The sequence below is a fragment of the Streptomyces sp. IBSNAI002 genome, assembly GCF_052244475.1.
Lineage (GTDB): Bacteria > Actinomycetota > Actinomycetes > Streptomycetales > Streptomycetaceae > Streptomyces.
This window is the reverse complement of the sequence record NZ_JBQPXG010000002.1, coordinates 837,672-864,500: the sequence shown is the minus strand read 5'-3', so window position 1 is coordinate 864,500 and position 26,829 is coordinate 837,672. Positions and strand designations below refer to the sequence as shown.

The following is a 26,829-nucleotide window of genomic DNA, read 5'->3' as shown; positions in this document are numbered from 1 at the left end:
CCCGGGCCGGAAAACTTCGCCCGGCCACGTACCATGGCGGCATGTCCTTCCTCCGCCGCCACCGCGCCGCCACACCCGCCGGCCCGGACTTCGACGTCCTGGCCATGGACCCGGGGGACTGGCCGGGCAATCTCGGGGCCGGGCTGCTGCCCGCGCCCGACGGCAGCTGCCAGGGTGTCTTCCTCCGCTACGACCTGTTCGGCGGACGCGGCCCCGCGATGATCATCGGAAACCTGCCCGAGGGGTCCCCCGCCCGGGACCTCTCCGACGGCCAGGTCCCCTTCGAGGTCGCCCAGCTGCTCGACGCCCTGGAGAACGACGAGGACGTCGAGGTCACCGGCATCGAGGACTGCCCCGTCATGCAGGGCGACAACCTCCTCATCGTCCGGAAGATCAAGCTGTCGGAGTCCCGCATCTCCTGCGTCCAGTTCGACCGCAGCGACAACGTGCTGGTCACCATCGCCAGCTGGGACCGCCCGATCACCGATGACCTCTACGCCCTCCTGAAGCCGCTCCCCGCCGAGCTCTTCCAGCAGGGCTAACGGCACACCGAAGACCTCACGCGTCCGCGATGTCGTTCGCCGCCACGTAGCCGAACGTCATCGCGGGTCCGATCGTCGACCCGGCCCCGGCGTAGCTGTGGCCCATCACCGCGGCGCTCGCGTTGCCCGCCGCGTACAGCCCCCGGATCACCGAGCCGTCCGCCCGCAGTGCGCGGGCCCGTGCGTCCGTCACGATGCCGCCCTTCGTCCCGAGGTCCCCGGGGACGATCTTGAACGCGTAGAACGGCGGGGCCCAGATCGGCGCCAGACACGAGTTCGGGTGCACGTTCGGGTCCGTGTAGTAGTGGTCGTACGCGGTGGCGCCGCGCTGGAAGTCGGTGTCGTTCCCGGTCCACGCCTGCGCGTTGAACCGGTTGAGCGTGGCCCGGAGCGCAGCCGCCGGCACCCCGATCTGGCCGGCCAGCGCGTCCCACGTCCACGCCTTCTTCGCCGCCCCCGCCTCGTACCAGGAGTCCGGGAACACGATCGTCGGCAGCACGTCCTTGAACAGGTACTTGTTGCGGTAGTTCTGATCCACGATCAGCCACGCGGGGATGTGCGAGCCGGCCGCCCCCCGGTCCTTCTCGTACATCACGTGCACCACATCGCTGTACGGCGCGGCCTCGTTGACGAACCGCGCACCGTTCCCGTTCACGATCAGCCCGCCCGGCAGGGTCCGTTCGGCGAGGCAGAAGTACGGCTCCCCGGGCAGCGGGATCGACGGGCCCCACCAGGCGTCGTCCATCAGCGCCAGCGCCGCGCCCGCCCGCTGGCCCGCCCGGATCCCGTCACCCGTGTTCTCCTTCGCGCCCACCGACCACTGCGTGCCGATCGGCTGCTGCTGGTACTGCGCCCGCATCTGCGCGTTGTGCTCGAAGCCGCCCGAGCCGACGACCACCCCGCGCCGGGCCCGCACCGTGCCCCGTACGCCCTCCTTCTCCACCACCACCCCGGTGACCGCACCGCCCTCCTGGACCAGGTCCACCAGCGGACTGTTCAGCCAGACCGGTACGCCCGCCCGCTGGAGCCCGGCGCGCAGCCCCGCGGCCAGGGCCTGGCCCATCGTCAGCGGCTTCTGCCCGAGCAGCGCCGCCTTGGCGCCGCGCGCCAGGCACTCCGTGGACACGGCCAGGCCCTTGGCGTTGACCGCCGCCAGGTTGAGCCACTTGTAGTCCGCGCTGAAGACCACCATCCCGGCGGGCACCGGCATGTACGCCGGGTTCAGCCGGGCCAGCTCGGCGCCCAGGATGTTCCCGTCGATCTGGTCCGGCTCGATGGACCGGCCGTTCGGCAGCCCGCCCGGCAGGTTGGGGTAGTAGTCGCTGTACCCCTCCATGAAGCGGAACCTGAGCGGGCTGTTGGCCATCACGAAGTCCAGCATCCGCGGACCGTTGGCCAGGAAGGCGGCCTGCCGGTCGGCCGGCACCTCGGGTCCGACCACGGCCGCCAGGTACGTCGCGGCCTTCTGCGGGGTGTCCGGCACGCCGGCGCCCAGGATCACCGAGTTGTTGGGCAGCCAGATCCCGGCCCCGGAGCGGGCGGCGGACCCGCCGAAGGTGGGCGCCTTCTCGACCACCAGCACGCTCAACCCGCGCCGGGCGGCGGTGAGCGCGGCGGTCATCCCGGCGGCCCCGGACCCGACCACGACGACGTCGTACTCGCCGAGCGGAGGCCCGGCTTCGGCGCCGTCGGCCCGCGCGGCGGCGGCCGGCAGCACGGTGGCGGCGAGCACCCCGGCGCCGGTCCCCGCCAGGACGCTGCGGCGGGACGGGAGGGCTCCGGGGGACGTGCGTGAAGCGCTTGCGGACATGTGCAGGCTCCAGCGGAGTGGGGAGGAGTGGAGGGACTCAGCATGTCTGATGCTGAGTCAGAAAAGGTGTTCGGGGGATCATGTGATGTCAAGGCATCCGGCGCCACCGCCGCCTCCGGAGCGACGGCCCCGTCCGCGAGGGTCCGCGCCGCCTGTGCCCCCGCACACGAGCGAAGTCCCGCGGCGGTGGGGGCCACGGGACTTCGCGATGGTGGGACGGACCGGCGGGTCAGCGGGTGCCGACCGCCGCACGGACCGCTCTGCGCGCCATGCCGGCGTCGTCGTGCAGGCGGCGCAGCAGCAGCCGCTGCTCCTCGCCCGAGGACAGGGCCCCGGCCGGCAGGGGCTGGGCCGGGGCGGTCGCCAGCATCGAGCGCTGTACGGCCGTCTCCGACATCCGGATCTCCCGGGTCAGCACCAGCATCAGGTTGACCAGGAACGCGTCCCGCACCGCCGGACCGGCCGACTGGGCGAGCCGGCTGATCTGGCTGCGCGCGGCCGGGGCGTCACCCAGTACCGTCCACAGGGTGGCCAGGTCGTAGCCCGGCAGGTACCAGCCCGCGTGCTCCCAGTCGAGCAGCACCGGCCCGGCCGGGGACAGCAGCAGGTTCGACAGCAGGGCGTCGCCGTGGTTGAACTGCAGGGCCGTGCCCGACAGCTTCACCCCGTGCAGCAGCTTCTGCAGGTCGCCGAGGTCCCGGTCGGTCAGCAGGCCCAGCTCGTAGTCCCGGGCGATCCGCCGCGCGTAGTTCAGCGGGGTCCCGAACAGGTCGCCCGGCGGACGCCACTGGTTGACCCGGCACACCGCGCCCAGGGCAGCCCGTACGTCGACCCGCGGCGGAGCCTCCACGGGGTGCCGCTGGAGCGCCGCGACCCGGCCCGCCATCCGCTCGACGATCAGTACGCAGTCCTCCGGGTCGGCGGCGATCAGCCGCGGCACCCGGACCGGCGGGCGGTGCCGGACGAACGCCCGGTATGACCCTATTTCATGCCGGTACCGCTCGCGCCATTCAGGCGAGTGGTCCAGTAAAACCTTCGCGACGGCGGTCATCCGCCCGGTCGTGCCCACGAGGAGGACCGACCGGCCACTGCGCCGCAGCACCTGGACGGGCGCGAACTCCGGACAGATCCGCTGCACCGAGGCGAGCGCGGTGCGCAGTTGCGCCCCCTGCGGCCCGGAGAGGTCGATTCTTCCGCTGAGCGGCTGCGATCCCGCCCCCGGCATCCGCCGCGCCCGTACGGCGCCCTGCGCCGGAGCCGCGGGGCGGCCGGGTTCGAGGTAGGGGCCGCCGCTCGCGGGGAGCGTGCGGTGCGGCCGGACCGGGGCGGACACGGAGGACGTTGCTGCGTACATGGCGTTACGGATCCCTTCGTGCGCCGACGAGTTGCGTACGCCGCCCCGCCGGATCCCGTGCATCACCCTGGGGAGTTCCGCCGGTGACCGGGTCGGGGAGGCGCATTCCTACCTGACACCCGGCCGCGGGTGGCGGACCATCAGGCGTGCCCTGGCGAAGCCTGGCGAATAGTCGCTGGGCATCTGACGGCGGGTTACTGTCAACTCAGCCGAGAACCTGGGGGCTTGACGTGAGCAAAGGTCCAAACACCCGCTTGAACGACCTGTTCGGCCTGGCCGGCTGGTCCAAGGGCGAACTGGCGAGGATGGTCAACCGGCAGGCGGCGGCCATGGGGCACCCCCAGCTGGCCACCGACACCTCGCGGGTGCGGCGCTGGATCGACATGGGGGAGACCCCGCGCGAACCGGTGCCCACGGTACTGGCAGCACTGTTCACCGAGCGGCTCGGTCGTGTCGTGACCATCGAGGACCTCGGGTTCGTACGGCAGCGGCGCACCAGCAGACGGCAGCCGGGCGGGGCGCAGGAGAACCCCGACGGGATGCCCTGGGCGCCCGAACGCACAGCCGCGGTCCTCACCGAATTCACGGGAATGGACCTCATGCTCAACCGTCGCGGTCTGATGGGCGCGGGCGCCGTGCTCACCGCCGGCTCCGCCCTCACCAACGCCATGTACGACTGGCTCCACACCGACCCCGCGCTCGCCAAGGAGGCGCAGCGCTTCGGGGAGTCCTTCCAGGCCGACCCAGCGGGCTACGACCGCTACGAGGCCGCCCCGATCGGCTCGCAGGAGATCGAGGCGCTGGAGCGCTCCGTCGAGGTGTTCCGCGCCTGGGACGCCTCGAGAGGCGGAGGACTCCAGCGCAAGGCGGTCGTCGGCCAGCTCAACGAAGTGGGCGGCATGCTCGCCTACCACCACCCCGACCACCTCCAGCGGCGCCTGTGGGGGGTCGCGGCCAACCTCGCCGTGCTCGCGGGCTGGATGTCCCACGACGTGGGCCTGGAGCCCACGGCGCAGAAGTACTTCGTCATCGCGGCGCACGCCGCCCGCGAGGGCGGTGACCGGCCGCGCGCCGGCGAGGCGCTCTCCCGCGCCGCCCGCCAGATGGTCCACCTCGGCAAGCCGAACGAGGCCCTGGACCTGATGAAGCTCGCCCAGTCCGGCTCCGGCGAGCAGACCCTGCCCCGCACCCGCGCCATGCTGCACACCATCGAGGCCTGGGCACAGGCCGCCATGGGCAAGGGCCAGGCCATGCGCCGCACCCTGGGCGAGGCGGAGGAGCTGTTCGTCTCCGACAAGGGCGACGTACCGCCGCCGAGCTGGATGCAGCACTTCGACGAGGCGGACCTGCACGGCATGCAGGCACTGGCCTACCGCACCCTCGCCGACCACGACGCGACGGCGGCGCCCATCGCCGCCCGCCACGCGAAGGAGGCCCTGCGGCTGCGCGGTGAGGGGTACCAGCGCTCGCAGATCTTCGACTACATCTCGATGGCCTCGGCCTGCTTCATCGCCGACGACCCCGAACAGGCCGACCGCTACGCCCGGCTCGCCCTGGTGTCGATGAACGAGACCTCCTCGCACCGGACCTGGGACCGGCTGCGCGAGATGTACCGGCTCACGGGCCAGTACGCCGGGTACGCGCGCATCGAGGACCTGCGCGAGGAGATCGAGCTGGCCCTCCCCGACATCCCGGCGGCGCGCAGCCCGCGCGGTTCGGGCGTGTAGTGCGGGAAGGGGTACGGAGACGAGAAAGGCCGCGCCTTCCGGCGCGGCCCACAAGTCCCTGACCCCCACGGACCAGGGGGTTCCTACCGCCAGGCTACGGACCGACCCGTGCGACCAGCACGCACGCGTCGTCCTCGCGCTCGCTCTCGCCGAACTCCTCGATCACCATGCGCACGCAGTCCTGAGCCGACCGCGCCGCCGAGAAGCGCGGTGCGAGCGCCAGCAGCCGTTCCGTTCCGTCGGCCCGGCTGAACTCGATGCTGCGCGGCGTCAGTCCGTCCGTGTGCAGGACGAGTACGTCGCCCTCCTCGAGCCGCTCCTCGGCCTGCCCGTACGAGGCCCCGGAGGTCGCGCCGAGCAGGACGCCCTCGGGCGGCAGCAGGGAGCGGCCGGAGCCGCGCCGGAACAGCAGCGGGGCCGGGTGGCCGGCCTGCGCCCAGGACAGGACGCGGCGCTCGGGATCGTAGCGGCAGCACACGGCCGAACCGAGGGCCGGCTGCACGGAGGTCTCCAGGAGCTGGTTCAGCCACCCCATCAACGGGCCGGGCTCGATGCCCGCCATCGCCATGCCGCGCAGGGCGCCGAGCATCATCGCCATGCCGGAGGTGGCGGTCACCCCGTGGCCGGTCAGGTCACCGACCGTCAGCAGCGAGCGTCCGTCGGGGAGTTCAAGGGCGTCGTACCAGTCGCCGCCGATCAGGGCGCTGGTCGCGGACGGCAGATAGTGCGCGGCCACGTCGAGCGTGCCCGTGTTGCGGTGCGGGAACCGCAGGGAGCCGCGCCACGGGGGGAGCACGGCTTCCTGCAGCTCGACCGCAAGCCGGTGCTCGGTCTGCGCGATCTCCCGCTGGCGCTGCAGCGAGTCCCGTGACTCGCGCACCGCCCGCTGGCTCCGGCGCAGTTCACTCACGTCCCGCAGCACGGCCCACATGGAGGCCGTGCAGCCGTCGGAGTCGAGTACCGGCTCGCCCCTCATGTGCAACGTCCGGACCCGGCCGTCGGCCCGGACGATGCGGAACTCGCCGTCGATCGCCTTGCCGTCCACCAGACACGCCGTGACCCAGGCGGTGAGCAGCGGCTGGTCCTCGGAGAACAGGGTGGAGCCCATTTCGTCGAGCGGGAGCGCACCCGCCTCGGGGGACCGCCCGAAGATCTGGAACAGCTCGTCGGACCAGCTGACCTCGTCGGTCAGCAGGTTCCACTCGGCGCTGCCGACCCGTGTCTGTGCCTCGGGGCCGGCTTCGGGCGCGGCCTGCGGGAGCACGACGGTCTCCGGCGCGGGCGGCAGGCCCTCCTTGAGCTGGCCCAGGTGCTCGCGCAGGTCGTCGAGGTGGTGCACGGCGAGGTCGCACAGTGCGCGCTGCCAGCGGCCCTGGGCGTCGTCGTCGTCCACGACGGTGTCGCGGCGGACCGCGTCCACGTCACCCCGGAGGCGCCGGGTCTGTGAGATCAGTGCGTCCACCGACCCCGGCTCGGGCGGCTGCGCGGGACGGTCCGCGAACAGGTGGGACGGCATGAGAACTCCGATACAGGCGCGGCACGGCCAAGTCTGAAGGAAGGACCGGTTACGACTGTTGCACAGGCGGCGACGGCGTGTAAGGCGTTTGGCAACATCCGCAACGGTCTTGCTCCTGGCATATACCTGAGGCCTTGCGGCGTGTCCCTCCCGTACGAACGAATCCGGTCAGCCGAGGTCAGGGCCCCATGATCGGCCCTGGCGCGCCCATCTCCCCGGTCCCGGGGCGGAGGCCTCCGGCGACCCGGAACGGGGGTGGAAGCAACGGCCGGAAACAGGCCCCACGGGCGCGGCGGATCGAGCGTACGGCCGAGGCGTACGAGCCCCGCGCCTCCGTTCGGGTCGGGAACACCACCCCTACCGCGGTACCCCCGAACGAATGACCCCCTCGGTTCCGCGCCGCCCCGCGCTGCCCCGTGCCGCCCCGCCCCGGTTTCCCGGGCGCGCTTCCCGGGGCTTCCCAGCGCACCCCTTGATCGTTACCCTACGTGTCGGTAACGAACCGGGGGTGGCCCGCGCGGCACGGCACGGGCCCGCGCAGGGTGGGGACGACACGCATGACCGGGCAGAACCACCCGGCGGGGCAGAGCCGCCGCTCCTTCCTCACCTGTCTGGTCGCGGCGCCGACGCTCGCGCTCGTCACCCGTGCCGGAGCCGACGCGCTGGCCCCGCAGCCCGCGCACGCCGTGGTGCCCAGCCTGCCCGCGATCGCCGACGTGATCGACCTCGGCGACCTGTTCATCCTGGCCGGCGCACCCACCTCGGCCCTGCTCGCGCTCGCCGTCGAGGCGGACGGGACGGTCCGCTTCCGGCTGCCGCGCGAGGAGGTCGGCCAGGGCCTCACCACCGCCGTGGCCATGCTGGTCGCCGAGGAGATGGACGCGCCGCTCGGCGCCGTACGCGTCGAACTGGACGACGCCCGGCCCGAACTGCTCTTCAACCAGCTCACCGGCTCCTCCAACTCCATACGCTCCCTCTACGGGCCGGTCCGCCAGTGCGCCGCCACCGCCCGGGCCCGGCTCGTGGCCGCCGCCGCGCGCCGCTGGAGCCTCTCCCCGTCCACGCTGACCACCGCGGACGGTGCCGTCCGGGCCCCGGACGGGCGCACCGCCGACTACGGCTCCCTCGCGGCGGCCGCCGCCGACCCGGGCCTGGCCGTCCTCGGTGCCACCCCCAAGAAGACGGCGAAGCACACCCTGGTCGGCAAGCCGACCGGCCGCATCGACGCCCGGGCCATGGTCACCGGAGCCCAGCGGTACACCCTCGACCTCGACGTGCCCGGGGCGAAGCCCTGCGTGGTGCGCCGGCCGCCGACCCTCGGGGGAGGGGTCCGCGCCGTGGCCAACCTCGCCGCCGTCAAGGCCATGCCCGGCGTCCTGCACGTGGTGACCGTGCCGACCGGGGTCGCCGTCGTCGCCGAGACCTTCGGGCAGGCCCTCACCGCCAAGGCCGCCCTCCAGGTCACCTGGGGGCCGGGCCCCGCCGACGCGCTCTCCGACGCGCAGATCCGTACGAAGCTGCGCGCCGCCACCCCGCCGCTGCTGGTGCCCCCGCTGCTCACCCCGTACGTGGACGCCGAGTTCGACTTCGCCTTCGTCAGCCACGCGCCGATGGAGACCAACTCCGCCGTCGCAGACGTACGGGACGACCGGGCCGAGATCTGGTCGGGCCTCAAGTCCCCCATCGTGGCCCGCCAGACCATCGCCGCCGACCTCGGCCTGCCTCTGGACAAGGTCACGGTGCACGTCGTCCAGGCCGGCGGCTCCTTCGGGCGGCGGCTCTTCTTCGACGCGGCCCTGGAGGCCGCCCGGATCTCCAAGGCCTGCCGCCGCCCCGTCCGGCTGATGTGGACCCGCGTGGACGACACCCGGCACGGCCGGATGCGCCCCGCCACCCACCACCGGATCCGGGCCACGCACCTGCTGGGCGAGATCCTCAGCTTCGAGCACCGCGTCGCCGCGGCCGAGACCGACTTCCGGCACGGGCTCGGCGAGATCATCACCGCCACCGCGGCCAGTCTGCCCCTCGGCATCGGCAACGCGACGCTGGCCCAGACCCTGTTCCTGACCACCGTCAAGTCCCCGTACCACTTCGGGCTCACCACCCAGGCCCTCACCGAGGTGCCGACCGGTATCCCCACCGGCTCCTGGCGCTCGGTGTACTCGGCCAACACCCGCGGCGCCGAGGAGATCGTGGTCGACGAGCTGGCCGCGGCGACCGGCCGGGACCCGTACGCCTTCCGCCGCACCTTCCTGAAGACCGCCGCCCAGCGGGCCGTGCTCGACAAGGCCGCGACGGAAGGGCAGTGGGGGCGGCCGATGCCGGCGGGCTGCGCGCAGGGCATCGCCTTCCACGAGGAGTACAAGTCCCGCACGGCCTGCCTCGTCGAGATCGACACCCGCGATCCGGAGCGCGTGCGCGTGACCAAGGCCGTCATCGCCGTGGACGTGGGCCTGCCCGTCAACCCGCGCGGGCTCGAGGCCCAGATGGCCGGCGGCCTCACCGATGCCATCTCCACCACCCTGCGCGCCGGACTGCACCTGGACAAGGGCCTCCCACTGGAGGGCAGTTACAGCCAGTTCCACTGGGCCCGGCAGCGCGACACCCCGCGTGACGTACGGGTCCACGTGCTGCCCGCCACCGGTGACGAGCCGGGCGGGGCGGGCGAGCTCGGCGTCCCCGCCGCGGTCGGCGCCATCGCCAACGCCTGGGCCCGCGCCACCGGTTCCAAGCCGCGCAGCTTCCCCCTCGACTTCGACGTCGACTTCACCCCCTACCCGCGATAGCCCGCAGCCAGGAGTACGGCCGTGCCCTCCCACACCTTCACCGTCAACGGGCAGAGCGTCACCGTGGACGCACCCGACGACCTGCCCCTGCTCTGGGTCCTGCGCGACATGCTGGGCGTCACCGGCCCCAAGTACGGCTGCGGCGTGGACGTCTGCAAGGCCTGCACCAGCCACCTCGACGGCACCGACGTCCGGCCGTGCGTGGTGCCCGTCTCCGCGTGCGCGGGCAAGGCCGTGACCACCATCGAGGGGCTGGCCGACAGGGACGAGCTGCACCCCGTGCAGGAGGCCTGGCTCGAACAGGACGTCGCCCAGTGCGGCTTCTGCCAGCCCGGCCAGATCATGGCGGCCGTGGCCCTGCTGCGGCGCACCCCCGACCCCACGGACGAGGACATCGACGCCATCGCCAACATCTGCCGCTGCGGGACCTACTTCCGCATCCGCGAGGCCATCCGCAGCGCGGCCGCCCGGATGTGAGCGGCGGCGGACCCCGGCGTTTCCCCCGCGGATGCCGGGATCCGGCCGCTCGTGGCCAAACCTATGCCGGTCAGGGACCGTTCGCAGGGTTCGCTCCGCCCAGTGACGCCGCGAGACGGGTATCACTGCGCACAGTGTGCGGCGGGTGGTTCAATGCCGCGGTGTCCCGGTCAGACGACGTCCTCAAGGTCCACCGGCTCGCCCACACCGGAGGGTCGGCCGCGCTGCTGGAATGGCTCGCCGCCCGCCTGGGCGGGTGGGCGGGGGTGGTCGACGCCGAGCAGGGGCGCGGGCCGGAGCCCGTGCTGCGTGCCGCCGCCGAGATGAACGTCCGGGGCGTCCGGTCGGCCGTCCTGCACGGAGCCCGGGCCGCCACGCTGCTGTTCGCGCTGGACGGCGGGCGCGCGCTGGCCGCCGTACTGGACCGGCCGCACGATCCGCAGGCGCCCGCGCTGCTGGCGGACGCCGCCGTACCGCTGGCCCTGGTCCTGCGCGCCGAGGAGGCCGAGCGGCGGGAGGCGCGGGCCGCCCTCGCCGAGGAGCGGGCCCGCGAGGCGGTGCTGCACCTGCTGATGAACGGCCGGCTCTCCAGCGCCCACCAGGTGGCCGAGGCGCTGGGGCCTTCGCTGCCCGAGCCGATGCGCATGTACGTCGTGGAGTGCCGGACCGGCCGGCGCGGCGAAGTGGCCCGGCGGTGCGCGGAGCTGACGGGCGGCCGGGCCTGGATCGTGCGCTGCCCGGTCTACGTGCGCCACCTCATCGTGCTCGTCCCTGCGGCCCTGGCCTCCGCCCGGGACGACCACGACCCGCTGGCCGGGGCGCTGGCGGAGGTGGCCCCGGACTGCGTGGTCGGGGTCAGCGGGGAGGCCGGCCTGCGCGGGGCCCCGGCCGCCTACACCCAGGCCTTCCACGCCCTGGCCGTCGCCCGCGGCCGGGCCGGGCGGCACGCCCGCTTCGGGCCGGGTCCCGAGCTGGCGCTGGCCGCCCACGGGGCCGGGGCCGGCTGGGCCGAGGCCCTGCTGGCGCCCCTGCACGGGTACGAGCCCCGCCGTCCGCAGGACCCCGGCGGGCAGGAACTGCGGGCCACCGCCCACGCCTGGCTGAACTTCTCCTCGCACGCGACCCGGCTGCTGAAGATCCACCGCAACACCCTGGCCGCCCGGCTCCGCCTGGTCGAGACCCTGCTCGGCCTGGACCTCGCCCGCCTCGGGGACCAGGCGGCGCTCTCGCTGGCCCTGCGGCTGACCCCGGGCGGGCGGACCGGGGAGAGCGCGGCCGAGGCGGTGCGGGCGGCCCCCGATCTCGACGGGCTGCTGGGCGATCCCCGCCTGACCGCATGGGCCCGGGCCCACCTCGGCCCGCTGACCGGGCCCGACGCCCCGTCGGGCGCCCGCGCCACCGTGCGCACCTGGCTGGCGCACGACGCCCGGCTCGTCCCGGCGGCCGCCGCGCTGGGCGTCTCCGTCCCCGGCGCCCGCAAGCGGCTGACCCGCATCGAGGCACTGCTGGAGCGCTCGCTGCTCCAGTCCCCCAGTGCCCGGTACGACCTGTGGCTGGCGCACCGGGCGGAGGAGCTCGCCGGGTGACACCGCCATCAAAAGGGATGAATCAGGCGAATAATGCACGATCATGCCCCAATGAGGCGTATCAATGTGAAACGCGTGCTGGTCGGTGAACCCCTCGACACCGCCAGGATGGGCGAGACCCTGCTCCCCAAACGGCTCGCCCTGCCCATCTTCTGCAGCGACCCTCTCTCCTCCGTGGCCTACGCCACCGAGGAGATCCTGCTGATCCTCGCCCTCGGGGGCGTCGCGCTGCTCCACCTCACCTGGTACGCGGCCGCCGCCATCGTCTTTCTGCTCGTGGTCGTCGTCGCCTCCTACCGGCAGACCTGCCACGCCTACCCGGGCGGCGGCGGCGCCTACATCGTCAGCTCCGAGAACCTCGGACAGACCGCCGCCCTGACCGCGGCGAGCGCCCTGCTCGTCGACTACGTGATGACCGTCGCCGTCTCCGTGGTCTCCGGTGTCGCCGCGATCACCTCGGCCATCCCCGCCCTCAACGACCACGAGGTCGGCCTGTCGGTGGCATTCGTGGTGCTGCTGACCCTGATGAACCTGCGCGGCGTACGCGAGTCGGGGCGCGTCTTCGCCATCCCCACCTACGGCTTCGTCCTCGTCATCTACATCATGTTCGCCTGCGCCGCCGTACGGCTGGCGACCGGCGACACCATCCGCGCCGAGTCCGCGGACCTGCCCATCACCGAGGTCGGCACCTACACCGGCCTGGCCGTGGTGCTCCTCGCGATGCGCGCCTTCGCCTCCGGATGTACCGCCCTCACCGGTGTCGAGGCCATCAGCAACGGCGTCCCCGCCTTCCAGAAGCCCAAGGCCAAGAACGCGGCCACCACCCTCGCCGTGATGGGCGTGCTCTCGGTGACCATGTTCATGGGCATCACCGCGCTCGCCATGACCTACCAGGTCCACGTCGCCGCCGACCCCACCGAGCTGGGTCTGCCGCCCGGCACCGCCACCTCCACCGCCCTCGCCCAGATCGGCCGCGCCACCTTCGGGAGCTGGCACTTCCTCTTCTACCTGCTCCAGGCCGTCACCGCGGGCGTGCTGATCCTCGCCGCGAACACCGCCTTCAACGGCTTCCCGATGCTCGCCTCGATCCTGGCCAAGGACCGGTACGCGCCCCGCCAGCTCTTCAACCGCGGCGACCGGCTCGTCTACTCCAACGGCGTCGTTCTCCTCGCGCTCGCCGCCATCGCCCTGATCGTCGCGTTCGACGCCCAGCTGACCCGGCTCATCCAGCTCTACATCATCGGCGTCTTCGTCTCCTTCACCCTCTCCCAGTCGGGCATGGTCCGGCACTGGAAGCGGGAGCTCGCCTCACCCGCCACCCCGCGCGAGGAACGGGTGCACATCCACCGGCGGCTCGCCATCAACGCGGTCGGCGCCACCCTGACCGCCCTGGTCCTGGTCATCGTCCTGATCACCAAGTTCACGCACGGCGCCTGGCTCGTCGTCATCGCCATGCCGCTGCTCTTCCTCGGCATGAAGGGCGTCCGCCGCCACTACGACCAGGTCGCCCGGCAGGTCGCCGTCGCCCCCGACGCGAAGCCGCGCAAACCCGCCCGCCACCACGTCCTGGTCCTCGTCGCCTCCCTGCACGCCCCCACCCTGAAGGCACTCGGCTACGCCCAGGCCCTGCGCCCCGACACCCTGACCGCGGTCACCGTCGCCGCGGACGAGGCGGAAGCGGCCCGGCTGCGCGAGGCGTGGGCCGCGCACGACCCGGGCCTCCCGCTGAAGATCCTGCACTCGCCGTACCGCGAGGTGGTCGGCCCGGTCCTGGCCCACGTCGAGGAACTCGCGGCCGACAGCTCGACGGACGTGCTCTCGGTGGTGATCCCGGAGTACGTGGTCGGCCGCTGGTGGGAGCAGCCCCTGCACAACCAGAACGCGCTGCGGCTCAAGGCCCGGCTGCTGTTCACCCCGGGGGTCGCGGTGATCGACGTGCCGTACCTGCTGGAGTCCGCGAAGTCCCCGCCCGCCCCGTAGCGGACGCGGCCCGCTGGGCCACCGCCGCGTGCGCCAGCGCCAGTTCCACCACGTGCCGGGGATCCGCCAGAGAACGGCCGGTGAGCTGCTCGAGACGGCGCAGCCGGTTCGAGACGGTGTTGCGGTGGCAGTACAGCCGCTGCGCGGCGTACGTCGTCGAGCCCTGGCAGGCCAGCCAGGTGCCCAGCGTGGTCAGCAGCAGGCGGCGGTCCTCCGCCGGCAGCGCCAGCACCGGCCCCAGCACCACCGTCCGCAGCCGTCCGGCGAGTTCGGCCTGGGCCGCGACCAGCGCCGCCGGCAGCCCCTCGTCCAGCAGGGCCGTGTGCGGGCCGCCGGACTCGGGCGCGCTGCGCAGCGCGAGCGCGGCCAGCCGGTGCGCCCCGGCCAGCTCGGCGGGCGCCTCCACGACCGGGCTGACCCCGGCACGGACCCCGAGCGGCGCCAGCATGTCCCGTACCGCCTCCAGCGGATGGTGGCCCAGCTCCACCAGGCCGGTCTCTCCGCCGGCGCGGATCCGCCACAGCACGCGGGGCGCTCCGGCGGCGACGGGCCGGTCCGCGGCCGCCTCCGCCGCGCCGGGTGAGCCGTCCGCCGCCACCACGAACACGGCGAAGCGGCCGCGCTCGGGCAGCCCCAGCTGCGTCGCGGCTTCCGAGGCCGCGGGCCCGCCGGGGGCGGGCGCGCCGTCCAGCAGCACGTCCAGCAGGGCCGCCCGGCGCTCCCGGTCGCGGTCCGTGCGGGCGGCCTCCGTGCGCCGGTAGGACTCGGACACGGCGTCCGTCATCTGGTCCAGCACGTCCCACAGGGCGCTCGCACCGGGCAGCAGCCGGGGCAGCGCCGCACGGTCGTGCGCGGCCACGGCCTCGGTGAGGGCCGCCCACAGCAGCCGTCCGCCGCTGCGGTAGGCGCGCAGCAACGAGGAGAGCGGCAGACCCTGTTCGGCCCGCAGCGTGCCGGTGGCCCGGGCGTCGGCGAGATCCACCGGCAGGCCGCGGGAGCTGCGGACCAGGCCTTCGACGGCCTGGCGGAGGTTGTGGTGGATCCGCTCGCGCAGCTCGGCCCGGCCGAGCAGGGCGGCGTACGCGGGGTCCTCGGCCAGCGTCCGGTCCGTGAGCCGGTCCGCCGCCACGGCCAGCCGGCGGGCCAGGTCCTCGCGTATCTCCTCGATGATCCGCTCCATGACGGGCCAGCCTGGCACGGGGGAGGGGGCGGTGGGGAGGGCCCGGACCGGTCGATCCGCTACCTTGTGCGAAGCACTGCGCGTGCAGTGCTCACATGACGTGCCGCACCCGACCAGGGACTGCCCATGCGCCAGAACCCGCAGCGCCGCGCCGCGCTGCTCGACGCAGCCATCGAAGTCCTCGCGCGTGAGGGCTCGCGCGGCCTGACGCTGCGCGCGGTGGACGCGGAGGCGGGCGTGCCCACCGGCACCACCTCCAACTACTTCGCCAACCGGGCCCAGTTGCTCGTGCAGATCCTGCACCGCACGCGCGAGCGGCTGGTCCCGGACCCGGCGGACCTGGCCGGCCCGCTGGACGCCAAGGTGCTGCTCGGCGAACTGCTGGACCGGATGCGCCGCGAGCGCAGCGTCCACATCGCCATGCTCGAGCTGCGCCTGGAGGCCACCCGCCGCCCCGAACTCCAGTCGGAGCTCGCCGGGTTCCTGGGATCGGAGCTGGAGGAGAACGTCGCCTGGCACCTGGAGTCGGGACTCCCCGGCGACCGCCGGGGAGTGGTGCTGCTCTACCTCGCGATGCTGGGCCTGATGGTGGACGACCTGACCGCCCCGACCCTGCTGGACGCCCACCCGGTGCAGGGCCTCATCGAGACGATGGCCGAACGCCTCCTCCAGAGCCCGCCGCCAGACAGGCCCTAGCCCCCGCGCCGGCGGCGCCCCGCCGACGATCTGCGTCCCTGCCCGCCGCGGCCCCCCGGATCCGCGGCCGGAGCACCACAGACGGCGGCCGTCCCGTGCTCGTACCCGGGCTGAACTGCGCGGAGAGGGTTTTGCCCGGGCGGCCGGGGGTTTGTGACACTGGCGGGGTGAATGCCACCGACCTGTTCCACCAGATGCTCCGCCGGAAGATCGCGCCCGCCCTGCGCGACGCCGGATTCACCGGCACCGGGCTCGAGTACCGGCTGCGGGAGGCTGCGCCCGATCACGCCCTGGTCGGTTTCCAGCGCAGCGCCGGCGACGGTGACGGGGCGGAGCGGTGCCGGTTCACGGTCAACCTGAGGGCCGTCCCGTACGAGGCGCACGAGGCGCTGCGGCGGCGGCGCCCGGCCGTCGGCAGCAGGATTTCGGCCAATCGCGTCGGGCCCCTCGGCTGGCACTCGCGGATCGGGCGGCTGCTCGGCCATCCGCACGACCACTGGTGGACCATCACCGACGCGCGCAGCGCCGACCGGGCCGCCGAGGACGTCCTCGCCGTGGTGCTGCGCCACGCGGTGCCCGCCCTGTGGGCCGGGCTCACCGACCTGGCCCCCGAGTACGGCCCGGCCGTCGAACCGGTGCCCGACTGCCTGGACCCGTACTGCTTCGGGAGCGGCCCCGGGCCGCGCCCGGCAGCGGGCGCCCCCGCGGCCGAGGAGCTCGAGGAGGCCGTCGTCGTCGAGGTCGGCGAACGCCGGTCCAGCTACGTCATCACCTTCCTCGACGAGGCGTGGGACCGGGAGACCAGGCTGCACGTCGACGCCCCCTGGCGCCTCGAACAGCCGGACTTCGGCTGGGTGCGGGTCGGCTACGGCGTCGAGGGCGACGTACGGACCGTCCCCTCCGCGGGCAGCACCCTGCCCGCCCACCCCCTGGCCCTGCTCGGCGAACTCACCCTGTGCACCGTCGACTCGGCGCGGACCACACCCGAAGGGTCCCTGGTCCTCGCCTTCGAACAGGGCACCCCGCGCGAGAGCGGACTCTTCATCTCCGGAACCCCGCACCCCCTCGCGGTGGACACGCCCTGGCACTTCGAGGACTGGGCCGAGGTCCGGTGATCTTATGCTCAGGTTTACGCGAGTCAGCCTGGTCTTGCGGCTGGTGAGCGACTTTGATGGGTTCGCCAGGCCTCGCACCGGAGCAGGGGGACCACCCATGGGCGCCGACCACAGCCAGCAGCAGGACCGGAACCACGACCGCGGGCACGACCGGGACCACGGCCGGAAGGACAGCGCACCCACCCTGATCGGTTCCGTCCAGCGCGCGCTGCGCCTCCTGGAGGCGATGTACGCGGAGGGCGGGGTGACGGCCAAGCGGCTCGCCCGGCTCACCGGGATCCCCCTGCCCACCGTCTACCACCTGCTGCGCACCCTCAGCCACGAGGGCTACGTCCTGCGCGAGGGCGGGGCGTTCCGCCTCTCGGACGACCTCCCGCTCGCTTCGTGATCAAAAGTCGACGGGTTCCGGCCAAGCTGTCGCGCGCTTGAGCGCATGTTCCAGCGGAAAATGCCAGAACCCCCTTCCGCACTGTGGAACTTGAGTAAGTTCCCTCCTGTCGCGCCGTACGACCGTGCAATCCGCACGTCCGGCCGGGAGGGGAGCCCGCGTGCCCGGGATCGACGAATGCCTGCTCGAAGCCATGGCCCTGCCTGGTGCGCGGGGGGCCGCGCTGGTCGACTGGAGCAGCGGACTGGCTCTCGGCACAGCGGGGGACTCACCCGTGGGGGACCACGAGACCACCGCCGCCGAGACCGCCGAGCTGGCCCGGGCCGCCGCGGAGTACGAGTCCTTCGCCCCGGCGGACGCCGCGCCCGGCGAGGCGGTCCCCGCCGACGCCACCGGGCAGCCCGTCGAGGACCTGATCGTCACCACCCGCACCGGCTACCACGTGCTGCGCTTCGTCGAGACGAGCTTCGACAGCAGCGTCTTCCTGCACCTGTGGCTGGACCGGGCCGACGGCAACCTCGCCCTCGCGCGCCTCAGACTCCGCTCCCTGGCGGAGGGGCTGGTGCTCAGATGACCGTCCAGGCCCCGACCGCGGCCGCGGCCGCCGCCGTCTCCCCGCTCCTCACCCGGCTCGCCGCCGAGCGCGCCACCGGCGCCCTCTTACGCGACCGGGGCACCCTCTTCCTGGAGAACGGCAACGTCGTCCACGCCGAGAGCCCGGCCACCCCGGGCCTGGACGTGCTGCTCACCACCGGCGGCGGCCTCGCCCCCGAGCGCTGGCGCGAGGCCGTGGACCGGGCCGGCGCCCGCCGCCAGGTGGCCCGCTTCCTCGTCGACAGCGGCGGCCTCGCCGGCGGCGAGCTGGAGATCTGCCACATAGCCGCGATCTTCGACGCCGCCTTCTTCGCCCTCTCCCCGGGCAGCGGGCCCTCCCGCTTCCGCCGCGGGGCCACCCACTGGATCGGCTCCGTCCGCTCGGTCCCGGCCGCCGCCGTGGAACGCGAGACCCGGCGCCGCAGGGAACTCCTCGACGCGGTCTGGCCCTACCCGCTGCTGGACACGGCCCCGGTGGTACCGCGGGCCGCCGCACCCGGCCAGACCGTCACCGCCCGCCAGCGGCTCCTGCTGGGCCAGGCCGACGGCGTGCGCACCCCGGCCGACCTGGCCTGGGTCCTGGGCCGGCCCGCCTTCCACACGCTGCTCGACGTACGGCGCCTCGCGGCGGCCGGACTCGTCGAGACCCCCCACACCCCGCCCCCACCGCCGGTCGCGGAACCCCTGCCCGACTGGATGACCCAGGCCCAATCCCCGGACGTGGCGCTGCTCCGCCGGTTACGCGACGCACTGGAGGCAAGCCTGTGAGGCTCCCGCTGCGACCGGCCCTGCGAGCCGACCGCTCCGAGCGGAGGCAGCCCGAAAGGAGAAAGGCCGACATGAGCACGGTTCCGCCCGAGGCGGAGGCCGAGATAGTCGCCGAGCTCCGCAGGCTGCGGGCCCGGGTGCCCCAGCTCACCGGCGCCCTCGCCGCCAGCGCCGACGGCCTCGTCCTCGCCCAGGACAGCGCCGCGGCGGAGGGCGAGACCGTCGCGGCCCTGACCGCGGCCGCCCTCGGCGTTGCCCAGCGGCTGAGCGACAGCACCGGGCAGGGCGGATTCCGCGAACTGCTCGTGCGCGGAGAGCACGGCTACGTCGCCACCTACGCGGCGGGCGAGGCGGCCGTCCTCACCCTGACCGCGGAGACGCGCGTCAACGTCGGGCGCCTCCACCTCGAAGCCCGGCGCTCCAGCCTGCGGATAGCCGAGCTCATCGACCTCACGCTCGGGCGGCGGGGGGCCGGGGCCGGCCCGGGTGCCCCGGCCGGGCCGGGCGGCAGCCTCCCCGCGCCGCCCCTCCCGCCCCTGCCGCCCGCCCCGCCCGTCCTCCCCGCCTGACCCCGTACCGCCTGACCCCGTACCGCCCGACACCAGACCCCATCGGATCCCGTAACGCCCGGCAAGGAACGAGAAAGAGGAACCAGACATGGCAGACGTCGAGACCACACTCAAGGAAGCCACCACCATCATCGACGGCGCGATCGGCGCCGCCCTGGTCGACTACGGCAGCGGAATGGCCCTCGGCACCGTCGGCGGCGGCAAGGACCTCGACCTCGGGGTCGCCGCCGCGGGCAACACGGACGTGGTCCGCGCCAAGGTCCGCACGATGGAGATGCTGGGCCTCAACGACGAGATCGAGGACATTCTCATCACTTTGGGGAACCAGTACCACCTGATCCGCCTCTTGAAGGGCAGGGGCTCCTCGGGCTTCTTCCTCTACCTCGCTCTCGACCGGGGGCGGGCCAACCTCGCGATGGCCCGCCACCAGCTGAAGAAGATCGAGGCAGGGCTGGAGATCTGACCGGGAGGCCTCCTCCGGGCCGCGCCCCGCCAGGCGGCGCGGCTGCGCATCGTTGAGGTGGCGGGCGGCTGAATTCTTGCCGTCCGCCCCGGCGATCAGCCGTGGTATACCCGGTATCGGCGGAGTTCATGATTCTGCCAGCTAGTAAGATGCTGTGAGTAGCTGATCATCAATAGAGCACAAAATGCTGGAGAACCTGCCACCCATGCCCCCGCGCCTGAGCATCGTCGTCCCCGTCTACAACGTCGAGCTCTACCTCGACGAGTGCCTGGAATCCATCGCAGCTCAGACCTTCGAGGACTTCGAGGTCATCCTCGTGGATGACGGGTCCACGGACACCAGCGCCGTCATCGCCAAGGCCTTCGCCGCACGGGACAAGCGCTTCCGGGTCGTCATGCAGGAGAACGCCGGTCTCGGCGCCGCCCGCAACGCGGGCGCCCGGCACGTCCACCCGGACAGCGAGTACCTGGCCTTCGTCGACAGCGACGACACCATGCCGGACTACGCCTACCAGCGGATGATCGAAGCCCTCGACGAGACGGGCTCGGACTTCGCCGGCGGCAACGTGAAGCGCTTCCGCTCCGTCGGCATGCAGCAGTCGTGGGGGCACCGGGCGGCCTTCGCCAAGACGCAGCTGAAGACCCACATCTCCAAGTTCCCGGCGCTGGTCACCGACCGCACCGCGTGGAACAAGGTCTACCGGCGCACCTTCTGGGACGAGCACGGCTTCCAGTACCCCGAGGGCATCCTCTACGAGGACGCCCCCGTCAGCATCCCCGCGCACTACTTCGCGTCCAGCGTCGACATCATCAGCGACTGCGTGTACCACTGGCGCGTCCGCGAGACCGGCGAGCGCTCCATCACCCAGCGCTCCACCGACCCGGTCTCGCTCATCGACCGCGTGAAGTCCGTCCGCCTGGTCCGCGAGTCCCTCAAGGCCAAGCAGGGCGCCAAGTACGTCCGCTACCTCCGCGACTACGACTACAACGTGCTGAGCGAGGAGCTCCCGCTCATCTACAAGTACGTCGGTGAAGGCGGCGCCGACTTCCGCGCCGCGTTCGTCAAGGAGGTCGGCGGTCTCGTCCGCGAGATCGGCACCGCCCCCTGGTCCGACCTGACCGTCGCCGACCGCCTGAAGGCCTTCCTGGCCAGCGAAGGGCGCGTCGAGGACTTCATCGCACTGCAGGACCACCAGCGCGACTACCACTACAGCGTGCCGGTCAAGGGGATCGCCCGCCCGCAGGCGGACTACCCGTTCCTGCAGGGCCGCCCGCCGGTCCCCGCCAGGATCCTCACCCTCGGCCCCCGCGAGCGCCGCGTCGTCAGCCGCCTGGAGCAGGCCGCCTGGGCCGACGGCAAGCTGCTCCTGCGCGGCTACGCCCTGCCCGGCCACCTCGGCGCGGAGAGCCGCCTCGGCTCCCGCAAGATGCTGATCTTCCGCGAGGGCGGCAAGCGCCGCCGCTCCGTGGTCAGCACCCGTACGGTCGCCTCCCCGATGGCCACCGTGAAGGCCCCGCACCTCGCGCTGCGGCACGCCGACTGGGCCGGTTTCACCGCCGTCGTCGACCCCTCGATCTTCCAGTCGGGCGGCAAGTGGCACGACGGAATATGGACCACCTCCGTCGCCGTCACCGGAGCCGGCGGCCTGCACCGCGCCCGCCTCAGGGGCGGTGAGCACGACACCGGCCACAACCCGCCCGCGCACTGGGTGGCCCCCGACGTCCGGGTCGTCCCGGCGGTCACCAGCTCCCTGACCATCCAGGTCGAGATCGTCCGCGCCCGTGCCCTGGACGTGCGCCCCGACGGCGACGACGCCGTCGAGATCATCGGCGAGCTCGCGGCCGCGGTCGGCGCCGGCGCCACCCTGCGCGCCGTCCACGTCTCCACCGAGACCGCCCTCACCTTCCCGGTCGAGACCGGCGCGCCCGTGTCCGGCCGCACCCCCTTCACCGCCCGCGTGCCGCTGGCCGACCTGGCCGCCGTACCGGACGCCCCGTGCGAGCCGGGCGAATGGACCCCGGAGCCCTGGAGCCTGTCCGTGGTCGGCGCCGACGGCACCGAGCACCGCCTGGCCCACGACGAGCGCGGCGGCTTCGCCGGACTGGTCCTGCCCCTGCCCGGCGGCAGCGCGGACCGCGCCCTGTTCGCGAAGCGCGGCAACACCGGACACCTCACCCTCTCCGTGCAGCCCTCGCCGCCGCTGATCGACGCCGTCGAGGCCAAGGACGGCGCCGTGAGCCTGCGCGGCCGGTTCGTCGCGCCCACGGACGAGCCGTACGAGTTGGTCCTGCACAACGCACACGGCGTGGAGTTCAGCTACCCCGTCACGCGCGACGGCGACACCTTCCGGACCTCCTTCGAGCCCGTGCTCCCCGAGGCCTACGCGGGCCGCACCACGCTGCCCGAGGGCCGCTGGTGGCCCACCCTGCGCCCGGCCGCCCAGGGCGGCACGACCGCGGGCCTGCTCGGCGTCGACCGCGGCGCCCCCGTGCAGATGAGCCCCGGCCTGCTCTTCGCCGGACCGCACCCGCTCACCGTGCAGGGCCGCCGGATGCGGGTCGAGACCCGCTTCCACGACCGGACGGTGCTGGTCGCCGACCCGCTGCTCAGCCCGCACGACCGCTCCCGGTACGCCCAGCGCGCCGCCCGCTTCGAGACCTACCCGGCGCAGCGCGCCCTGCCCGTCAAGGACGTCGTCGTCTACGACACCTTCCAGGGCAACGGCGCCGGCGACTCCCCCCGCGCGATCCACGAGGAGCTGGTGCGCCGCGGCGAGAAGCTGGAGCACGTCTGGCTGGTCCGCGACGGCCGTGCCGAGGTCCCGCAGACCGCCCGCGCCGTGCAGTACGGCAGCGTGGAGTCCTGGGAACTGCTGGCCCGCGCCCGCTACTACGTGACCAACGACAACGTGCCGCAGCACTTCGAGCGCCGCGCCGGACAGGTCGTCGTCCAGACCTGGCACGGTACGCCGATCAAGCAGATCGGCCACGACTTCGTGCACGACTACTACACGAGCCCGGAGATCCTGGAAGGGCTGGCGCACGACAGCGCCCAGTGGTCCCTGCTGGCTTCCCCCGGCTCGTACGCGACGCCCCTCCTCAAGCGCGCCCTCGGCTACGACGGCGAGGTCATCGAGGCCGGCAGCCCGCGTACGGACGCACTGGTGCGGCCCGACGCCGAGCGCGTCGCCGAGGTCCGGCGGCGGCTCGGCCTGCCCGAGGGCAAGAAGGTCGTCCTCTACATGCCGACCTGGCGGGAGAACTGCGAGGGCTGGTCCGGCGGCTACAAGCTCGACATGCGGATCGACCTGGAGCAGGCCCGCCGCGAGCTGGGCGAGGACCACGTCCTGCTGGTCCGCGGCCACCACCACGTGGGGGAGCAGGTCCGCGAGGGCGTCCGCGACGGGTTCGTCGTCGACGTGTCCCGCTGGCCCGACGCCACCGACCTGCTGCTGGTCGCCGACGTGCTGATCTCGGACTACTCCTCCGCGATCTTCGACTTCGCGCTCACCGGCCGGCCGATCCTGCTCTTCACGTACGACCTGGCGCACTACAAGAGCACCCTGCGCGGCTTCAACTTCGACCTCGAGGCGAAGGCCCCGGGCCCGCTGCTGGCGGACTCGGCGAGCCTCATCGAGGCCGTGCGGAACGCGGACGCCCTCGGGGAGCAGTACGCGCAGGCGCGGGCGGCGTTCCGCGACGAGTTCTGCGACCTCGACGACGGCCACGCCACCGAGCGCGTCGTCGACCGCATGCTCGCGAAGGGCGCCGAGCCCGCCCGGTAGGCCGTACGGGCGAATTGGCCGCCCGATCACGGACCGCCCCGGGCCCACCGATGAATTTCGGGCCCGGGGCCGGTCTGTATGTGAGGACGTACGCACACCGCACGCACTCACACGGAGACAGCCATGAGCAGCAACGGATTCACCACGTGCCTGTGGTTCGACGGCAACGCGGAGGACGCCGCCGACTACTACCTGTCCGTCTTCAAGGACGGCAGGATGGGCCGGACCGGCCGGTACACGGAGGCGGGCCCCGGCCGTCCCGGGGCGGTGATGGTCGTCGAGTTCGAGATCAACGGGCAGAAGTTCATCGGCCTCAACGGCGGCCCCGAGTTCACCTTCTCGGAGGCGATCTCCTTCCAGATCCACTGCGCCGACGAGGCGGAGGCGGACTACTACTACGCCGAGCTGACCAAGGACGGCGGCCAGGAGGCCGACTGCGGCTGGGTCAAGGACAGGTTCGGGCTGTCCTGGCAGGTCATCCCGCCGGGCGCGATCGACCTGATCAGCGACCACGACCCGGAGCGGGCGGCCCGGGCCACCGGCGCCATGATGAAGATGAAGAAGCTGGACGTGGCGGAGATGCGCCGGGCGGCCGACGGGTTCTCCGGCTAGCCGGCCTGGGCCGCGATACGGGTCAGCAGGCGGGGCAGGGCGGTGCCGATCGGTTCGCGCACGATCTCGTCGGCGAGGGAGTCGTACGGGGTCTCCTCGGCGTTCACGATGATCAGTCGGGCCCCGGCCTCCGCCGCCATCCCGGCCAGCGCGGCCGCGGGCTGCACCTGGAGGGTGGAGCCGACGGCGACGAAGACCTGGCAGCCATTGGCCACGGCCATCGCCTGCCCCAGCACCTCCGGGTCGAGCCGCTCGCCGAACATCACGGTCGCCGCCTTGAGGATCCCGCCGCACGCCCGGCACGCGGGATCCGGTTCCCCGGCGGCGACCCGGGCCAGGGCCTCGTCCATCCCGGACCGGGCGCGGCAGGCCGTGCACACCACCGACCGGGCCGTGCCGTGCAGCTCGAACACCTTGCGGGCGGGCATCCCGGCGAGCTGGTGCAGCCCGTCCACGTTCTGCGTGACGACCCGTACGGGCGTTCCGCCGCGCTCCAGCCCGGCCACGGCCAGGTGCGCGGCGTTGGGCCGCGCACCGAGCGCGGCGAGTTCGGCGCGCATCAGCCACGAGCGGCGCCGGATCTCCGGATCGGCCATGTAGTACTCGTACGTCACGAGCTTCTCGGCTTCGGGCTCGCGCCTCCACAGCCCTTGCGGTCCCCGGTAGTCCGGAATCCCGGAATCGGTGGACATCCCGGCCCCACTGAACACTGCGACGAGCGGCTTCCCCATGATCCGACCCTACGTACCGGCCCCGGCCGTCCGCGACCCGATTCCGCGCCACCCGTTCGGCCGTCTGCGGTGAATCAGGGCCTCCACAGGGGTGAGATCCGGGCCGCGTCCCTGCCCTCGGCCGCGACGGGCGGGTACAAACCCGACATGAAGCTCAAGCCGTACAGCCTTGGCGCCCTGCTGCTGATCCTGCTGGCGCCGGCGACCGTGTCGTCCGTTCCCGCCTTCGCCTCGGCGGTGGTGGTTTCCCCGGTGCCGGAGCGGCACTCCGCCGATGTGATCGGCCGCTTCCTCGCCGGCTTCTACGGCGAGCACGGCCCGACCCTCCACGACCGCGAGACGCGGATCTCGCCGGTGCTCAAGGACAAGCAGACGGCGAACCCGGACGCCGACGTCCTGCTCTGCGCCCAGAACGAGCCGCGGGACATCGTCATCGGGCCGGTCACCGTGGCCCAGTCGGCCGGCGTCGGCTGGGCCACGGTCACCACCCACTGGGACGCCGGACTCACGGACACCTTCACGGCGTACGTGCGCCTCGACTCCCAGCCCATCCGGGTCGACGACGTGATCTGCGCGGGCTGACACCCGTTCGGCGAACCGGTGCGTGCCGGTCTTCCGTGCCTGCTACAACGTGTTGCATGACTGCATTCGAGATCACCGGCGCGAGCGCCGTGGACATGGAGATGATCCGGGGCTGGGCCGATGAGGAGGGCTGGAATCCGGGGGACTCGGACCGTTTCGCCTTCGCGGTCGCCGACCCGGAGGGCTTCCTCGTCGGCCGGCTCGACGGCGAGCCCGTGGCCTGCGTCTCCGCGGTGCGGTACGGCGCGGGTTTCGGCTTCATCGGCTTCTACATCGCCCGCCCCGCCTTCCGCGGGCAGGGCTACGGAATCCGGGTCTGGGACGCGGCGATGAAACGGCTCGACGGGCGGCTCATCGGCCTGGACGGGGTCGTCGAGCAGCAGGAGAACTACCGCAAGTCCGGCTTCCGCCACGCCTGGAACAACGTGCGCCACGAAGGCGCCCCGCAGGGCGGGGCGTCGGGCGCCGAAGGTGTGCAGGTGGTGGACGCCGCCTCGCTGCCCTTCGGTCAACTCGCCGCCTATGACCGCCGGTTCTTCCCCGAGGCCCGCGACGCCTTCCTCGCCGCCTGGACCGGGCTGCCCGGCCGGACGGCCCTGGCGGCCGTCCGCGAGGGCCGGATCGAGGGAGTGGGCGTGGTCCGCCCGTCCAGCGGGGCCTCCCGGGTCGGCCCGCTCTACGCGGCCGGCCCCGAGGTGGCGGCCGCCCTGCTTCGGGGGCTCGCGGAGCACGCGCCCGGCGGGCTGGTGTCCGTGGACGTACCGGACTCCAACCCGCTGGCCGCCCCCGTCTTCGCCGGCCTCGGGCTGGTCCCCGTGTTCGAGACCGCCCGCATGTACACGGGCCCGGCGCCCGCCCTCGAACTGGCCGGGATCTACGGGGTCACCAGCCTCGAACTGGGCTGACCGGCCCGGGGGTTGTCCGGCCGGGCGGCTGTCGACGGACCGCCCGGCCGGTACCCGTGCCCGGTGGCCGTCAGAAGTCGAACAGGGTGCCGCTGGTGTTGCGCATGCCGCAGGGGTTGGCGAACGTGTACTCGTAGTTCAGCCGGCGGCCCTGCCAGACCCCGTCGGCCGTCACCGTCATGGGATTCCACTCCCTGGTACAGGCGGTGCCGGGCTCGGGCGCCGCGAGGGCGTCCAGGGAGGGCGCGTTCGACTGTAACTCCGCACAGGCGGCGGCCGGGTCCGGGTGCGTCCCGCCCGGCGTCGGTGCGCACACCAGGGTCACCGCGCGCAGCACGGTGCCGGTCGCGGTGTCGTCCCCGGTGGTCACCCCGAGGATGAGCGCGGACGGGGCGTAGAGGCTTTCCGTGCCGGAAGGGGCGGCTCCGGCCGACCCCGGCCAGGCAAGCGCGGTGAGCGCGGTGAGCGCCATGGCGGCGGAACCGAGCCCGAGACCCCTGGTGATGGACCGCATTTCGAACACTCCCTTGGGTTGGCGTTTCGGATAGCGGACAGAGTCTTGCCCACCGGGGCCGTGAACGCCCGTTCGCACCGCCGTTTTCCGTCACCGACCGTGTGTGGATGAGTGCAGTACGCAGCGGTGCGGCAGGGGCTGACCTGTGGG

General features: G+C 73.2%; 23 protein-coding genes. 17 read left to right on the top strand and 6 right to left on the bottom strand.

The annotated features are described in order from the left end of the window. The first annotated feature begins 41 nt into the window (after positions 1-41). The gene (locus ACTVZO_RS04250) at positions 42-542 is read left to right on the top strand and encodes a hypothetical protein (protein ID WP_384221716.1); all 501 of its coding nucleotides are present in this window, start codon (positions 42-44) and stop codon (positions 540-542) included. Between the two features lie 16 nt (positions 543-558). Here ACTVZO_RS04250 and kstD read toward each other — a convergent pair whose 3' ends face one another. Beyond that, positions 559-2,352 carry a 3-oxosteroid 1-dehydrogenase gene (kstD, locus tag ACTVZO_RS04245; RefSeq protein ID WP_443297057.1) on the bottom strand — a complete coding sequence of 598 codons (1,794 nt, stop codon included), beginning with the start codon at positions 2,350-2,352 and terminating at the stop codon, positions 559-561. A 229-nt stretch (positions 2,353-2,581) separates the two neighbouring features. Further along, entirely contained in the window at positions 2,582-3,706 is a 1,125-nt protein-coding gene (locus tag ACTVZO_RS04240; RefSeq protein ID WP_443297056.1) for an aminoglycoside phosphotransferase family protein, read from the bottom strand. A 230-nt stretch (positions 3,707-3,936) separates the two neighbouring features. Here ACTVZO_RS04240 and ACTVZO_RS04235 point away from each other — a divergent pair, with 230 nt between their 5' ends. After that, positions 3,937-5,433 (top strand): DNA-binding protein NsdB, encoded by a 1,497-nt coding sequence (locus ACTVZO_RS04235; RefSeq protein ID WP_443297055.1) that lies wholly within the window; start codon positions 3,937-3,939, stop codon positions 5,431-5,433. A 94-nt stretch (positions 5,434-5,527) separates the two neighbouring features. On the opposite strand, the gene ACTVZO_RS04230 is transcribed toward ACTVZO_RS04235, so the two are convergent. After that, the gene (locus ACTVZO_RS04230) at positions 5,528-6,949 is read right to left on the bottom strand and encodes a PP2C family protein-serine/threonine phosphatase (protein ID WP_443297054.1); all 1,422 of its coding nucleotides are present in this window, start codon (positions 6,947-6,949) and stop codon (positions 5,528-5,530) included. Positions 6,950-7,506: 557 nt separating this feature from the next. Between ACTVZO_RS04230 and ACTVZO_RS04225 the strand changes: the two genes are divergently transcribed. The 4 genes from ACTVZO_RS04225 to ACTVZO_RS04210 all read left to right on the top strand — a co-directional run bounded on the left by ACTVZO_RS04225 (position 7,507) and on the right by ACTVZO_RS04210 (position 13,778). Continuing rightward, positions 7,507-9,735: a molybdopterin cofactor-binding domain-containing protein gene (locus ACTVZO_RS04225; RefSeq protein WP_443297053.1), complete on the top strand. Its 2,229-nt coding sequence runs from the start codon at positions 7,507-7,509 to the stop codon at positions 9,733-9,735. A gap of 21 nt (positions 9,736-9,756) precedes the next feature. Next, positions 9,757-10,212 (top strand): (2Fe-2S)-binding protein, encoded by a 456-nt coding sequence (locus ACTVZO_RS04220; RefSeq protein WP_443297052.1) that lies wholly within the window; start codon positions 9,757-9,759, stop codon positions 10,210-10,212. Positions 10,213-10,373: 161 nt separating this feature from the next. Then, positions 10,374-11,798, top strand: a complete 1,425-nt coding sequence (locus tag ACTVZO_RS04215; RefSeq protein WP_443297051.1) for a helix-turn-helix domain-containing protein — start codon at positions 10,374-10,376, stop codon at positions 11,796-11,798. Between the two features lie 51 nt (positions 11,799-11,849). Beyond that, on the top strand, positions 11,850-13,778 hold the full coding sequence (locus ACTVZO_RS04210) for an APC family permease (protein WP_443297050.1): 1,929 nt from the start codon (positions 11,850-11,852) through the stop codon (positions 13,776-13,778). On the opposite strand, the gene ACTVZO_RS04205 is transcribed toward ACTVZO_RS04210, so the two are convergent. Further along, positions 13,708-14,958, bottom strand: a complete 1,251-nt coding sequence (locus ACTVZO_RS04205; RefSeq protein ID WP_443297049.1) for a helix-turn-helix domain-containing protein — start codon at positions 14,956-14,958, stop codon at positions 13,708-13,710. The genes ACTVZO_RS04210 and ACTVZO_RS04205 overlap by 71 nt on opposite strands. Before the next feature lie 126 nt (positions 14,959-15,084). Here ACTVZO_RS04205 and ACTVZO_RS04200 point away from each other — a divergent pair, with 126 nt between their 5' ends. The 9 genes from ACTVZO_RS04200 (at position 15,085) to ACTVZO_RS04160 (ending at position 23,947) form a co-directional block, all read left to right on the top strand. Then, positions 15,085-15,654 (top strand): TetR/AcrR family transcriptional regulator, encoded by a 570-nt coding sequence (locus ACTVZO_RS04200; protein WP_443297048.1) that lies wholly within the window; start codon positions 15,085-15,087, stop codon positions 15,652-15,654. Between the two features lie 167 nt (positions 15,655-15,821). Continuing rightward, complete coding sequence (locus tag ACTVZO_RS04195; RefSeq protein WP_443297047.1) at positions 15,822-16,769, top strand: DUF4304 domain-containing protein; 948 nt, start codon at positions 15,822-15,824, stop codon at positions 16,767-16,769. 97 nt (positions 16,770-16,866) lie between these two features. Further along, positions 16,867-17,157 carry a helix-turn-helix domain-containing protein gene (locus ACTVZO_RS04190; protein ID WP_443297046.1) on the top strand — a complete coding sequence of 97 codons (291 nt, stop codon included), beginning with the start codon at positions 16,867-16,869 and terminating at the stop codon, positions 17,155-17,157. Between the two features lie 160 nt (positions 17,158-17,317). Beyond that, the gene (locus tag ACTVZO_RS04185) at positions 17,318-17,731 is read left to right on the top strand and encodes a hypothetical protein (protein WP_443297045.1); all 414 of its coding nucleotides are present in this window, start codon (positions 17,318-17,320) and stop codon (positions 17,729-17,731) included. Continuing rightward, the gene (locus ACTVZO_RS04180) at positions 17,728-18,519 is read left to right on the top strand and encodes a transcriptional regulator (protein ID WP_443297044.1); all 792 of its coding nucleotides are present in this window, start codon (positions 17,728-17,730) and stop codon (positions 18,517-18,519) included. Before ACTVZO_RS04185 ends, ACTVZO_RS04180 begins: the two co-directional genes overlap by 4 nt. Positions 18,520-18,590: 71 nt before the next feature. Beyond that, positions 18,591-19,088: a roadblock/LC7 domain-containing protein gene (locus ACTVZO_RS04175; RefSeq protein WP_443297043.1), complete on the top strand. Its 498-nt coding sequence runs from the start codon at positions 18,591-18,593 to the stop codon at positions 19,086-19,088. An 88-nt stretch (positions 19,089-19,176) separates the two neighbouring features. Then, positions 19,177-19,551, top strand: coding sequence for a hypothetical protein (locus tag ACTVZO_RS04170; protein ID WP_443297042.1), 375 nt, complete (start codon positions 19,177-19,179; stop codon positions 19,549-19,551). Positions 19,552-19,735: 184 nt separating this feature from the next. Further along, entirely contained in the window at positions 19,736-23,335 is a 3,600-nt protein-coding gene (locus ACTVZO_RS04165) for a bifunctional glycosyltransferase/CDP-glycerol:glycerophosphate glycerophosphotransferase (RefSeq protein ID WP_443297041.1), read from the top strand. A 123-nt stretch (positions 23,336-23,458) separates the two neighbouring features. Then, positions 23,459-23,947 (top strand): VOC family protein, encoded by a 489-nt coding sequence (locus ACTVZO_RS04160; RefSeq protein ID WP_443297040.1) that lies wholly within the window; start codon positions 23,459-23,461, stop codon positions 23,945-23,947. Here the strand turns inward: ACTVZO_RS04160 and ACTVZO_RS04155 are convergent. Continuing rightward, entirely contained in the window at positions 23,944-24,678 is a 735-nt protein-coding gene (locus ACTVZO_RS04155) for an SIR2 family NAD-dependent protein deacylase (protein ID WP_443297039.1), read from the bottom strand. The two genes, ACTVZO_RS04160 and ACTVZO_RS04155, sit on opposite strands and share 4 nt — an antisense overlap. A gap of 147 nt (positions 24,679-24,825) precedes the next feature. On the opposite strand from ACTVZO_RS04155, the gene ACTVZO_RS04150 reads away from it, so the two are divergent. Together ACTVZO_RS04150 and ACTVZO_RS04145 are read left to right on the top strand one after the other, a co-directional pair. Further along, positions 24,826-25,260 (top strand): hypothetical protein, encoded by a 435-nt coding sequence (locus tag ACTVZO_RS04150; protein ID WP_443297038.1) that lies wholly within the window; start codon positions 24,826-24,828, stop codon positions 25,258-25,260. A 56-nt stretch (positions 25,261-25,316) separates the two neighbouring features. Next, a complete protein-coding gene (locus tag ACTVZO_RS04145; RefSeq protein WP_443297037.1) occupies positions 25,317-26,165 on the top strand; it encodes a GNAT family N-acetyltransferase in 849 nt (282 codons plus the stop codon). 70 nt (positions 26,166-26,235) lie between these two features. Here ACTVZO_RS04145 and ACTVZO_RS04140 read toward each other — a convergent pair whose 3' ends face one another. After that, entirely contained in the window at positions 26,236-26,679 is a 444-nt protein-coding gene (locus ACTVZO_RS04140) for an SSI family serine proteinase inhibitor (protein WP_443297036.1), read from the bottom strand. Between the last annotated feature and the right edge of the window lie 150 nt (positions 26,680-26,829).